This window comes from Streptomyces sp. NPDC051561 (assembly GCF_044454195.1).
GTDB lineage: Bacteria > Actinomycetota > Actinomycetes > Streptomycetales > Streptomycetaceae > Streptomyces.
Window position 1 is genome coordinate 596,344 of sequence record NZ_JBITDM010000002.1, and the last position, 12,339, is coordinate 608,682.

At 70.7% G+C, this 12,339-nt stretch carries 10 protein-coding genes; 3 read left to right on the forward strand and 7 right to left on the reverse strand.

Annotation, left to right across the window (positions count from 1 at the left end; all coding sequences use genetic code 11):
* Positions 1-96: 96 nt before the first annotated feature.
* Entirely contained in the window at positions 97-1,362 is a 1,266-nt protein-coding gene (locus tag ACIA73_RS07060) for an Ig-like domain-containing protein (RefSeq protein WP_399437259.1), read from the reverse strand.
* A 440-nt stretch (positions 1,363-1,802) separates the two neighbouring features.
* On the opposite strand from ACIA73_RS07060, the gene ACIA73_RS07065 reads away from it, so the two are divergent.
* Positions 1,803-2,117, forward strand: coding sequence for a hypothetical protein (locus ACIA73_RS07065; protein ID WP_399437260.1), 315 nt, complete (start codon positions 1,803-1,805; stop codon positions 2,115-2,117).
* 65 nt (positions 2,118-2,182) lie between these two features.
* Here the strand turns inward: ACIA73_RS07065 and ACIA73_RS07070 are convergent, their stop codons facing one another.
* The 5 genes from ACIA73_RS07070 to ACIA73_RS07090 form a co-directional block, all read right to left on the reverse strand.
* A complete protein-coding gene (locus ACIA73_RS07070) occupies positions 2,183-2,788 on the reverse strand; it encodes a MarR family winged helix-turn-helix transcriptional regulator (protein WP_399437261.1) in 606 nt (201 codons plus the stop codon).
* A 70-nt stretch (positions 2,789-2,858) separates the two neighbouring features.
* On the reverse strand, positions 2,859-4,514 hold the full coding sequence (locus ACIA73_RS07075) for a DHA2 family efflux MFS transporter permease subunit (protein WP_399437262.1): 1,656 nt from the start codon (positions 4,512-4,514) through the stop codon (positions 2,859-2,861).
* A 159-nt stretch (positions 4,515-4,673) separates the two neighbouring features.
* Positions 4,674-6,239: a histidine ammonia-lyase gene (gene hutH / locus ACIA73_RS07080; protein WP_399437477.1), complete on the reverse strand. Its 1,566-nt coding sequence runs from the start codon at positions 6,237-6,239 to the stop codon at positions 4,674-4,676.
* Positions 6,240-6,303: 64 nt separating this feature from the next.
* Positions 6,304-8,070, reverse strand: coding sequence for a sensor histidine kinase (locus ACIA73_RS07085; protein WP_399437263.1), 1,767 nt, complete (start codon positions 8,068-8,070; stop codon positions 6,304-6,306).
* Complete coding sequence (locus ACIA73_RS07090; protein ID WP_399437264.1) at positions 8,036-8,713, reverse strand: response regulator transcription factor; 678 nt, start codon at positions 8,711-8,713, stop codon at positions 8,036-8,038. The genes ACIA73_RS07085 and ACIA73_RS07090 overlap by 35 nt, the downstream gene beginning before the upstream one ends.
* Before the next feature lie 95 nt (positions 8,714-8,808).
* Between ACIA73_RS07090 and ACIA73_RS07095 the strand changes: the two genes are divergently transcribed.
* Positions 8,809-10,191 carry a DUF2079 domain-containing protein gene (locus ACIA73_RS07095; protein WP_399437265.1) on the forward strand — a complete coding sequence of 461 codons (1,383 nt, stop codon included), beginning with the start codon at positions 8,809-8,811 and terminating at the stop codon, positions 10,189-10,191.
* Here ACIA73_RS07095 and ACIA73_RS07100 read toward each other — a convergent pair whose 3' ends face one another.
* Positions 10,192-11,373 (reverse strand): helix-turn-helix domain-containing protein, encoded by a 1,182-nt coding sequence (locus ACIA73_RS07100; protein WP_399437266.1) that lies wholly within the window; start codon positions 11,371-11,373, stop codon positions 10,192-10,194.
* Positions 11,374-11,918: 545 nt separating this feature from the next.
* On the opposite strand from ACIA73_RS07100, the gene ACIA73_RS07105 reads away from it, so the two are divergent.
* Positions 11,919-12,317 carry an ATP-binding protein gene (locus ACIA73_RS07105; protein WP_399437267.1) on the forward strand — a complete coding sequence of 133 codons (399 nt, stop codon included), beginning with the start codon at positions 11,919-11,921 and terminating at the stop codon, positions 12,315-12,317.
* Positions 12,318-12,339: the final 22 nt, after the last annotated feature.

The following is a 12,339-nucleotide window of genomic DNA, read 5'->3' on the forward strand; positions in this document are numbered from 1 at the left end:
CGGGGAACGCCGAAGGCGGGCGCCACCCACGTGACGTGGGTGGCGCCCGCCTTCGTACACCCGCCGTCGTGCGGCGGGAGAGGCCGGGGGGGCGAATCAGACCGCCGAGCCCGCCTTCCAGGCCGACCAGTCCAGGTTCCAGCCGTTGAGGCCGTTGTCCGGCTTGATGGTCTTGTCCGGGGAGTTCTTCACGATGACGACGTCGCCGACGATCGAGTTGTTGAAGAACCACGAACCGGGGGTGTTCGGGTCGTTGGCGCCCTGGGCGTCCTGGAGGCCGACGCAGCCGTGGCTGGTGTTGGCGCTGCCGAAGATGCCCTTGCCCCAGTAGTTGCCGTGGATGAAGGTGCCCGAGGTGGACAGCCGCATGGCGTGCGGGACGTCCTTGATGTCGTACTCGCCCTTGCCGTCGTCGTCCGTGAAGCCGACGGTGGAGCCGTCCATCCGGGTCTCCTTGAACTTCTCGGAGATCACCATCTTGCCGTTGTACGTCGGGTTGTCGGGCGAGCCGGCCGAGATCGGGATGGTCTTGATGACCTTGCCGTCCTTGGTGACGGTCATCTGCTTGGTCTTGGCGTCGACGGTGGAGACCTGGTTGCGGCCGATGGTGAAGTTCACCGTCTTGTCCTGGACACCCATCACGCCGTCCGCGCCCTCGACGCCGTCGAGATCGAGCTTCATGGTGACCTCGGAGCCGCCCTTCCAGTAGTCCTGGGGGCGGAAGTCGAGGCGCTGGGAGTCGAACCAGTGGCCGACGACCTCCTGGCCACTGCTGGAGGTGACGCTGACGCCCTCCTGGACGGCCTTCTTGTTGGTGATCGGCTTGTCGAAGCGGATCGAGACCGGCATGCCGACGCCGACCTTGGAGCCGTCCTCGGGGGTGAAGTTGCCGATGAAGCTGTTCTTCTGGGAAACGGTGGTGAACGACCGGTTCTCGTGCGCAGAGCGCTTGTCGGCGTCCACGGCGGTGGCGCTCAGCTTGTAGACGGTGGCGCGCTGGAGGCGGCCGTCCGGCTTCCAGCTGGTGCCGTCGGCGGAGATGCTGCCCTTGACGGCGGTGCCGTCGGCGGCGGTCAGCTTGACCTCGGTCAGCTTGCCGTCGGCGACGGTGACCTTGGCGTCGTTGTTGATGCCGACGTTGGTGGCGCCTGCCTTGGGGGTGATCTCTATTCGGGCCTTGGAGGTGTCCTTGGCGGCCGCCGCGTCGGACTGCTCCTGCGACTTCTTCGGGGTGTCGGCCTTCTCGCCGTCACCGTCGCCGTCCCCGCCGCAGCCCGAAAGCACCAGAACGCCGCCGAGCAGCGCGGACGCGACTGTCAGACCCCTGCGTCGCTTGCTGTTCGTGATCACACGCTTCTCCATCGTCGCCGATTCCCCACGATCTCCCCGGGGCTGCTGCCCGGGTACCCCGGCAGCATGCCGCCCAGGCCCTGACGGGCAGCACTTCCCCTGTCAATGCTGTAGCAACCCCAAACGGGGCGCCATGGTTCCACTTCCAGCGAAAGTGTGGGCAACGCCACTGCCGGGGGCCTATGCCATTCAGCACGCTCAGTTCCGACGCTACGCCGTCCCTTTTGCCCCTGCCAGGGCGGGGTCATACGAGTGCGAGAGGGCGGAGGGATGGATTCCGAGGTAGGTGGGGAGACCCTTCGTACCCCTTTCCTCCCGGTACGAGGGGGCGGAACACAGAGTTCCACCTCCACATCCCTTTCCTCGGGCACGCTGCTTTCATTAGCATCGGCGCGCACGACCAATTCGCGAGTGCCCCAAGTTCGCGAGTGCCTTCAAGGGGGATCGATACCGTGTCCGCACTCCGACCGCTGCTGACCGCCACCGCCGCCGGTGGACTGCTGGCCGCGCTGTGGTTCGTACCGTCGGCGAATGCGACGGGCGAGACCCCGGAGCAGGCACGCCATGTCGAGCAGGTCCAGCAGGCGCAGGACCGTGCCGGTGCCGGCACTGCCCCCGCTTCCGCTTCCGCCGAGCTCGCCCTCGCCGACACGGGCAGCGTCGACACCACGCCCTACCTCATCGGAGGTACGGCGTTCCTGGGGATCGGCGCGGGCTTCGTGACGTACTCGGTGCGGCGGAGGGGCGCGGGCGGCGCACTGACCTGAGGGCAGGGGCTCGGAGGGCAGGGGCTCGGAGGGCAGAGGCGCTGAGGTCAGGGGCGCCGAGGTCCCTACCCCTGTTGCTCCTCGTCGAGCGCGGCCAAGTGCTCGTTCAGCGTCACGTGCAGATCGCCGAGGAACTCCTCGAACTGCCGCAGCTGTTCGGCCGGGTAGCGGGACAGCATGGCGTCCATCCGTTCACCCAGTGGCCGGAAGAACTCGTCGGTGAGCTGCTGTACGTGCTCGCTGCCGCGCAATGTGACGATGCGGCGGTCCGCGTGCTCACGGCTGCGGACGATGTGCCCGGCCTTCTCCAGCCGGTTGAGCAGGGCGGTGGTGGCGCCGGAGGAGAGGGAGATGCGTTCGCTGAGGCGGGCCGGGGAGAGTGGGGCGCCGCGCTCCTCGCCGTACAGGATCTGCACGAGGGCGTCGGCGTCGGTGGTGTGCAGGCCCAGCCAGGTGGCGAACCTGCGACCGACCTCCTGGTAGTCCGCGCCGTACAGCCGCAGGCCCTCGGTGAGGCGGTCGCGCTGCTCGGCGAGAGGGCCGGGGACCTCGCCCTCGGTGGGGCGGATGCGGGGGCGGTCGTCGTGGCGTCGTGAACCCCCGGGCGGGGCCGGCGCCGGGTCCGTGGGGCGTGCTGCGTCCTGCGGCCGTACCGCGTCCGTCGCGTCCATCGGTGCAGTCCGCTCCCTCTCCCGTGCCGGCGTCGCCGGGTGGTCACCGGTCCCGCTTCTCCCCGTCAACCTACCGGCCGCCGCCCGCCGGGCTCTCTTCCAGGTTCTCCGTCGCCGAGGTCGCCGCGTGGACCCCCGCCGAGGGGATCAGCGCGGTGGCGATCAGCCCGAGGACGACGAAGCCTGCCGCGACGTATCCCCCCAGCGTGATGCCCTCGGTCATGGCCCAGCGGGCGGCGTCGGCGACCGGGGCGGTCCGCGGGTTCTGGGCGAGCGGGCCGATGGCGGCGCCCGCGCTGTCGGTGACGGCCCGGGTGAGCCCGTCGGCGTGCGCCGCGGGCATCCCCGCCGCGTCCAGCTTGTCGTTGAGTTTGCTGCCGAGGGTGGTGAAGAACAGCGTGGTCAGTACGGCGATGCCCAGCGCCGACCCCAGCTGCCGGAAGGCGCTCTGGATGCCGGAGCCCTGCCCCGCGCTCTGCTCGGGGATCTCGGCGAGCACCACATTGGTCACCTGCGCGGTGGCGAAGCCGACTCCGATTCCGTACAGGAAGAGCACCAGCGCGACCGTCCACCACGGGCTGTCGGTGGCGGCGATCAGTCCGAGTCCGGCCAGCCCCACGACTTCGAGGGCGAGTCCGATACGGAGCTGGGAGAGCGCCCCCAGCTTGGCGGCCAGCCCGAAGCTCGCCCCACTGGCGACGAAGCTGCCGATCGCGATGGGCACCAGGGCGAGCCCGGCCTGTACGGCGCTGTAGTCCAGCGTGAACTGGAGCCACAGCGGCAGCACCGCCACGATCCCGAACTCGCCGAGGCCGATGATCAGCGTCGCCACGTTGCCGTTGCGGAAGGACGAGATCGAGAACAGCCGGACGTCCATCAGGGCACGGGAGGGGTCGTCGCTCCTGGTCAGAGTCCTCTGCCGGGTGACGAAGGCGGCCATCGCGGCGACGGAGAGCAGCAGCGCGACGAGGACGGGCGAGGGTCCGCCGGTCCAGTGGAAGCCGAACAGGTCCAGGGGCCGGGTGGTGGTGATCCAGCCGTACGTCCGTCCCTCCACCAGCCCGAAGGCGAGCAGCCCGAGGCTGAGGACGGACAGGATCGCACCGATGACGTCGATACGGCCCTTGGTGCGCGGGGACGGGGCCAGGTAGAGCACCGCGCCGGCCACGATCAGCGCGGAGAGCGGGACGTTGATGCCGAACGCCCAGCGCCAGGAGGCGTGTTCGGCCAGCCAGCCGCCGAGCAGCGGGCCGAGTGCGGAGGCCGCGCCGATGGTGGAGCCCCAGACCGCGAAGGCCTGGCCACGGGCCTTGCCGGTGAAGGTGGCGTTGAGGAGGGACAGGGAGGTGGGCAGGATCATCGCCCCTGCGGCGCCCTGGAGGAAGCGGGCGGCGATCAGGAGGCCGCCGTTCGGGGCGAGGCCGGCGAGGACGCTGGTGACGCCGAAGAGGACGGTGCCGGCGATGAAGATGCGGCGGGCCCCGATGATGTCCGCGAACCGGCCGACCAGCAGGAGGAGCGCCGCGAAGACGATCGCGTAGGACTCCTGGATCCACTGCGCCTGAACGGAGTTGACGTCCAGGTCCTCGATGACCGAGGGGACGATCACATTCACGATCGTCGTATCCACCACGATGAGGGCCACCCCCAGGGCGATGGCGATGAGACCCAGCCAGCGGGCGAGGGGGGTGGCGGACCGGGCGGGGGGTGGAGTTTGCGCGCTCAAGATTCCTCCATCGTGAAGTAATTCCACGGTGAAGGTAATTTGTGGGCGCGCGGAAGTCAAAGGCTCGGGCTGCTCCGGTACGCCGAAGGGGCGCCCGACAGCTCGCCGGACGCCCCTTCGGACTGCGTAACCCTGGTCCTGCCTACCGCCTACCGCCCATTACGCCAGCACACCCGTCACCGGCTCCACCGCCGCCACCAGCGCCCCGCTGCGCACGAACCCGTCCGCCGCCGCCAGATCCGGCGCCAGGAAGCGATCCGGGCCCGGCCCCTGCACACCCGCCGCCCGCACCGACGCGATGACCGCCTGCGACGCCGGCGCCGGCGTCAGCCCGTGCCGCAGTTCGATGGCCCGCGTCGCCGCGTAAAGCTCCACAGCCACGATCCGCGTCAGATTGTCGATCGTCGTACGGAGCTTGCGCGCCGCCGACCACCCCATCGAGACATGGTCCTCCTGCATCGCGGAGGACGGGATCGAGTCCACCGAGGCCGGGTTCGCGAGCCGCTTCATCTCGCTGACCAGCGCGGCCTGGGTGTACTGGGCGATCATCAGACCCGAGTCCACGCCCGCGTCGTCGGCCAGGAACGCCGGCAGCCCGTGGCTGCGGTTCTTGTCGAGCAGCCGGTCGGTGCGCCGCTCGGCGATCGATCCGAGGTCGGCGGCGGCGATGGCCAGGAAGTCCAGGACGTACGCGACCGGCGCACCGTGGAAGTTGCCGTTCGACTCCACCCGCCCGTCGGGCAGCACCACCGGGTTGTCCACCGCGGCCGCCAGCTCCCGCTCGGCGACGGTGATCGCGTACGAGATCGTGTCGCGCCCCGCCCCCGCCACCTGCGGCGCACACCGCACCGAGTACGCGTCCTGGACGCGCGGCGCGTCGTCCTGGTGGTGCCCGGTCAGCTCGGATCCGGCCAGCACCCGCAGCATGTTGTCGGCGGACGCGCCCTGCCCGGGGTGCGGGCGGATCACGTGCAGCTCGGGCGCGAGCACCTTCTCGGTGCCGAGCAGCGCCTCCAGGCTCAGCGCGGCGGTGATGTCCGCCGACGTGTACAGCCGCTTCAGGTCGGCGATCGCCATGATCAGCATGCCGAGCATGCCGTCGGTGCCGTTGAGGAGGGCGAGCCCCTCCTTCTCCTTCAGCTCGACGGGCACGATCCCGTGCTCGGCCAGCAGCTCACCGGCCGGGCGTACGACGCCGTCGGGGCCCTCCGCGTCGCCCTCCCCCATCAGCGCCAGCGCACAGTGCGACAGCGGCGCGAGGTCGCCGGAACAGCCCAGCGAGCCGAACTCGTGCACCACCGGCGTGATCCCGGCGTTCAGGACGTCGGCCATGGTCTGCGCGACCTCGGGGCGTACACCGGTGTGCCCGGAGGCCACCGTCTTCAGCCGCAGGAACATCAGGGCCCGCACCACTTCGCGCTCCACCCGCGGACCCATGCCCGCCGCGTGCGAGCGCACGATGTTGCGCTGCAGCTGCGCCCGCAGCTCGTGCCCGATGTGCCGACTGGCGAGCGCGCCGAACCCGGTCGAAACCCCGTACACCGGCTCGGGCTTGGCGGCCAGCGCGTCCACGATCTCCCGTGCGGCGGCCAGCGCGGCGACGGCCTCGGTGGAGAGTTCGATCCGGGCGTTGCCCCGGGCCACCGCGATGACGTCGTCGACGGTGGTACCGGAGGTGCTGAGCACGACCGTGGCGGATGTTCCGGGAGCGGCGAGGGTGTGCATATCCATATTCAGGAGCCTACGTTTTGAATGCCCGCCTGTCACTAGTGGTGGGCGGGTTGAACCCTTACCCGGCCGAGGTCGGCTCCGGCGCCCAGCTCTGCGGCGGGGTGGACTCCGGGACCTCCTGCACGGACGGTGCCGGGACCGGGCTCGGAGTGCCCCCCACCCCGTCCGGCCCCTGCGGACCCCTGCTCATCGCCGTCGCGAAACCCACCACCAGCAGCGGAACGGCGACCGCGACCGCTGCCGCCACGAACCATCCGGGGATACGCCGCCGGGCCGCGTCCGGCACTTCCTCCGCACCGGATTCCGGCTCCTCCCGCACCGCTCCTACGGGCAGTTCCACGATGAGCACCGCGCCGCACCCCTGCTCCCGCTCGCCCACCACCAGCGTCCCGCCCTGCCGCGTCGCGATCTCGCGCGCGATGGCGAGGCCGAGGCCCGCGCCGCCGCCGTCGGCCCGGGTACGGGAGTCGTCGAGGCGGGTGAAGCGTTCGAAGACGCGCTCGCGGTCGGCGGGCGGGATGCCGGGGCCGTCGTCCCGCACTTCCACCCGCACGGTCCGGCGTGCGGCGTCCGTACTCAAAACGGCCTCGACCTCGCTGCGGGCATGTCGGCAGGCGTTGTCGAGGAGGTTGCGCAACAGCCGCTCCAGGCGGACCGGGCTACCGGTGAGGGGCGGCAGGGCGACGGGGGCGGTGCAGGTGACGCGCAGCGCCCCGTTGCGGCACAGGTGGCGCAACTCTTCGACCAAGTCACTTGCCAGATCGTCGAGCTGGACGCTCTCGTCGGCATAAGGGGCGGGGCCGTCGATCCGGGTGAGCAGGAGGAGGTCATCGGTGAGGTGCTGGATCCGCGCGATGTCGGCAAGGGCGCCGCGTACCGTGTGCGGCCAGTCGACGCCTTCGGGGTGGGCGAGCGAGGACTCCAGGGAGGCGCGGAGGCTGGCGATGGGGCTGCGGAGCTCGTGCGAGGCGTCGGCGACGAAGCGGGCCTGCCGGTCGGCGGCGGACTGGAGGCGGTCGAGAGTGGCATTGAGGGTGCGCGCGAGCTTCTGGAGGCCGCCGCCGATGGCGGGCACCGGAACGCGGCGGTCCAGGGAACGGGCGGTGATGTCGGCGAGTTCGGCGCGCATGGCCTCGACGGGGCGCAGCGTGAGGCGGCCGGCGGCCCAGCCGGTGACGACCAGGACCAGCGTGCCGCCGGTGAGGAGCAGCCACAGGGTGTGGCCGTTGTCCTCGACATAGGTCGGCATACGGTCCCATGGCTGTACGACGCCCCACACCACCCCCGCCGCGACAATCACCGCACCGAGCGCAACGGGCGCCCGCCACACGCCCTTCCGCCACGGCACGAGCCGGCCCAACGGGTCGGCCGCCACCCACGCGGCGAAGACCACGACCAGCGTGGTCACGGGCACGGCGAACCCGAAGCCGGTACGCAGGGCCGCGGCGGGGGTGTCCCACGGAGCGTGCTGATTGAAGTGCTCGGCCCAGACGGCGTGCGCCCGCAGCATGGCAGCGGTCACTCCGCCCGCCACCAGCGCCACCCGCCACCGTCGCGCGACGCCCCACACGGCTCCCCCGACGAGCAACGCCCCGCCCGGCACCCCGAACCAGGTCATCCCCTGGACGACGGGCCACAGGCGGCGGAACGGGTCGGTGGAGGGGCCCCACCCCGCGACCCGGTCGGCGATCAGCCAGGCGGCAGCGAGAAGGGCGGTAACGAGCCCGGCGGCGCACCCCGCGACGAGGGCGGTCCGGAGCCGAAAGTGGCCTCCCCGCTCACCCCGCCCCTCACCCACCATCGCCCGCCACCCGGTATCCCCCACCCCGCACCGTCCCGATCGCCGCCCTCCCGAACGGGACGTCGATCTTCTTCCGCAGCGCACTCACATACACCTCGACGATGTTGAGGTCGCCTTCGTACGACGCGTCCCACACCTCGTCCACCACGTCCACCTTGGGCACCACCTCCCCCGCTCGCCGTGCCAGACACTCCAGCACCGCGAACTCCTTTCCCGTCAGAGGTATTCGGGTCTCCCCCCGCCCGCACTCCCGCCCCGCCGGGTCCAGCCACAGATCCCCGAGCCGCAGCACACTGCCCCGCTTGGCCCCGCCCCGCCGCAGCAGGGCGCGCAGCCGCGCCTCCAGCACCACGTACGAGAACGGCTTCGCCAGATAGTCGTCCGCGCCCGTGTCGAGCGCCTCCGCCTCGTCGTACTCCCCGTTCTTGGCCGTCAGCATCAGGATCGGGGTATCGATCCGGGCCCGCCGCAGCCGCTCGCACACCCGGTAGCCGTTGAGGCCGGGCAGCATGATGTCGAGGACGATCGCGCTGTACGGATACTCGGTCGCCCGCCACAGTCCGTCGAGGCCGTCGTGCGCCACGTCGACGGCGTACCCGGCCGCGCCGAGCCCCCGTTTCAGGGACGCGGCGAGACGCTCCTCGTCCTCCACCACCAGCAGTCTCATGCCTTTCAGTATTCACGGGTGCCGGCCCGGGTTCCTGAAGATCACTTCAGCCGGCTTCAGCGTCGTCTCAGCAGGTGGCGGCCATGCTCCCGGGCATGCCGAGCCCCTTTCCGCGTCTCGTTCCCCCGCCGGAGCAAGAGACGTCCGCCCGAGCCCTCCGTGGTGGTGCGCGGCTCCCCGCCCCCGGAGCCCGGGGAGCCGCAGCCCTCACCGCCGTGCTCGCCTTTCTCGCGTACACCGCCTACGCACTCCGGATGCACGCGAGCTTCCGCACCACCGGCTACGACCTCGGCATCTTCGGCCAGGCGATCCGCTCGTACGCCGAACTCGCCCTCCCCGCCTCGGAGATCAGAGCCACCACCGGCCCCGACCCCGACACCCCCTTCCCCCTCCTCGGTGACCACTTCCACCCCCTCCTGGCCGTCCTCGCCCCGCTCTACCGCCTCATCCCTCACGTCGAAACCCTGCTCGTCGCGCAAGCGGCCCTCGCCGCCTGGTCCGTGTACGTGGTGACCCGCGCCGGGGGCCGCCGGATCGGGGTCGCGTACGCGCTCTCCTGGGGCGTCCAGAAGCTGATCGGCTTCGACTTCCACGAGGTGGCCCTCGCACTGCCGCTCCTCGCACTGTCCCTCGCCGCGTACCGCGACGGTCGCTGGCGGGCGTGCGCGGCGTGGGCGGCGGGGCTCGTCCTGGTCAAGGAGGACCTGGGTGCGACGGTCCTCGTACTGGGTCTGCTGCTGCTCCGCCGCAACCGGAGGGCAGGACTGGCACTGTGCGTACTGGGGCCGGCGGCGGCAGCCCTGGCCGTCCTCGTTGTCCTCCCGCACTTCAACCCCAGCGGCGGCTACACCTACCTCTCCACCCCGGGTGGCGCGACCACCGGCATCCCGTCCGGCCTGGACACCAAGGCCACCACCCTGTTCGTCCTGCTCCTCCCCACCCTCTTCCTCGTCCTGCGCAGCCCGCTGATCCTGCTCGTACTCCCCACCCTGGCCTGGAGGTTCGCCTCCTCCAACCCCATGTACTGGGACACCGACCACCACTACTCGGCCGTCCTGATGCCGATCCTCTTCTTCGCCCTGACAGACGCCCTGGACCGCCCGCACCCACCGATCCCCCACGCCCGCACAGCAGTTGTCACAGTCGCCGCCCTGCTGTCGACCGCCCTGCCCCTCGCCGAGTCCCTGCGCCCCTCGTACTGGCAGGACCCGCCCCGCGCCGCCGCGGCCCGCCAGGCGCTCGCCCATGTCCCCGACGGCGCCCGGGTGGCCACCACGAACCGCCTCGCCCCCCACCTCACCGACCGGACGACGGTCTACCTCCACCTACCGGGCCGCCCGGACGCGACGGTCGACTGGATGGTGCTGGACCTGACGGACACCACGTTCTCGGCGGACCCCCCCGATGCGTCCCAGCAGGGCTTCCGCCCGGTGTACGAGCGGGAGGGGTATGTGGTGCTGCGCCGCGGGGCCAGGTAGCTACTCCGCCAGGCCGCTTCTCTTCGCCATGGTCATGAGGTGGGGGCGTGCCCTCTGGTGGAGGACGAAGAGGACCCGGATCACTTCCCTGGCCATGGGGTGCACTTCGGTCATCTGCGGGGCGACGCCGAATGCCTTCTCCAGGGCTTCTTCCGCTCCGGCGTAGTCCTTGGTGTCGAGCCGGGCTCGGGCTATGTCGATGTGCATCCGGCCCAGCCGGTTCGGGGTCAGTGTGGTGGGAGGCGTCCGCAGGAGGCTGCCTCCCATGCTTGCGGCTCTGCCCGGCTCCCCGAGTTCGATGTGGGCTGCCAGTTCGTAGAGAGCCGTATTTTCCTGCCCGAAGGTCAGGTTGTGTTTCAGGATGTCGCGCGGAATGCCCCGCGCATGGCGCTTTGCCTTCTGAAGATGGTCCTCCGTGGCGCCGGCGTCCCTGTGGCGGGAAGCGAGGACGACTCCTCGAAGGTGCAGCGAGCCCAGGGCGAGTGCGCGAGCGGGGCTGCCGTCGCCCGGTGCGCTTTCGTACCGGCTGATGGCTCGTTCGACGATGGCGAGGCCGTCTTCGTACTGTCCGGCGGACTGGTAGGTACCGGCTTCGTTCCAGGCCGCTGACACCTCGGCTCCCGGGTTCCAGGTTTGCTGTGCCGCCCAGGCCTGACGAGAGACGATCATGTCGGCCAGGTCCGGTTGCGACAGGCGGTGGGCGGCCGCGTACGCACATCCGTACACATCGCTCACCTGAGTCCAGGCGCCCGCTTCTCCTGGTGACGAGAGAGCCGCGGCAGTGACTTGCCCCAGAAGCTGGGGAAGCAGCCCGAGCAGTTCCAGGTACCGGGTTTCGGCCCGGAGCTTCATTGCCCTGTCGACATCGGCCGCCAGCAGGGCGGGGTCGGGGACGTCCTCCTTCGGGAGGGTGTACCTGCGTACCGCGCCCCGAAGGTCGTTCAGAAGATCGGCCTGTTCGGACGGGCCGAGGAACGGCTGACCGTAGATCCGTTGGACCGGGACGTGCATCGCCTTGGCGAGGGCTGCCGCGACCGGTGGGGTCGTCGGCCTGACCCCGACCTCAATCTTGGTCAGGTACGACACGGAGATGCCTGCCAAGCGGGCCAGCTTGGCCTGTCCGAGCCCTCTGGCCTTACGCAGGACGGCAACGTTCTCGCCGGGTGCGGGGGTGCTCTCCATGTACTTACTCTTCCACGCCTGAGCGCCCTGGCTCACTCAAAGCCCTTTCGGACGGCCTCAGTTGTGAAAGAGCTGTGCCAGCTGATCCTGGATGTGCGGAGTTGACTGGTCCGACAAGACAGAGACCCCCGCGACGCGCGAACGTCCGGGGGCGTGGCCAACGCTTACGAGGAGCGTCAGCGTGCGAAATCCTATCGTCCAACTCTTCGAACTGCTGAGGCGGTTCCTGCCCCGGGTGGCTGGAGGGCACCGACTGGCGCAGCGATCGGCGCCCGGGCCGACGCCCCGCCGCCTGCGCGTCGTGATCTGCCGTACCGTGCCCCCTTTCGACCCCGTCCACTTCCCTCCACTCCGCTCAGCCACCGGGGCCCTCGTGCGGTCGCGCGCGCAGATCGAGTACGAGCGGTGGGTTCGGGTGAACCAAAGGCTTCAGCAGCGACGGCGGCGGGAACTCCTGCTCGCCCTGCACGGCATCGACACCGGGCCCCCCGTGAGCCGGATCCACAGAGCGGTGGCGACCCGATGACAATTAGGAGAGCGAGGGCGTGGTGGTCCTGCGCTGGGGGTACGGGCCGCGCGAGATCGGTACGGCACGGGCGGAACTCCGTAAAGTGCTGGCGAGTTGGGGCACGGCGGCATCCGTCGAAGACTCCGCACTCCTGGTGCTCTCCGAGCTTCTGACCAACGCGCAGCGGCACGGCCGCATCCCGGGCCGGGAGGTCGAGACCCGCTTCCTGCGGCTGAACGGGGGAGCCGGGGTCCGACTGGAGGTGCACGACACCTCGCCCAGGCGGCCCGCACCGGGGGCGCCGGATCCGTACTCCTGCGAGGGTCGCGGCCTGCTGCTGGTCGACGGGGTCGCCGACCGGTGGGGCGTCAACGACCGGAGCGGCCCCGGCAAGACGGTCTGGGCCGAGTGCACGGCGGATGGAGGTGCCATGTGACAGGGCCTCGGGGCCGTGGCCG

Coding starts and splice junctions, on each gene's coding strand:
- ACIA73_RS07100 (WP_399437266.1), bottom strand. CDS start 11,373: ATGGAGAGCACCCCCGCACCCGGCGAGAACGTTGCCGTCCTGCGTAAG.
- ACIA73_RS07095 (WP_399437265.1), top strand. CDS start 8,809: ATGCCGAGCCCCTTTCCGCGTCTCGTTCCCCCGCCGGAGCAAGAGACG.
- ACIA73_RS07090 (WP_399437264.1), bottom strand. CDS start 8,713: ATGAGACTGCTGGTGGTGGAGGACGAGGAGCGTCTCGCCGCGTCCCTG.
- ACIA73_RS07060 (WP_399437259.1), bottom strand. CDS start 1,362: ATGGAGAAGCGTGTGATCACGAACAGCAAGCGACGCAGGGGTCTGACA.
- hutH (WP_399437477.1), bottom strand. CDS start 6,239: ATGCACACCCTCGCCGCTCCCGGAACATCCGCCACGGTCGTGCTCAGC.
- ACIA73_RS07070 (WP_399437261.1), bottom strand. CDS start 2,788: ATGGACGCGACGGACGCGGTACGGCCGCAGGACGCAGCACGCCCCACG.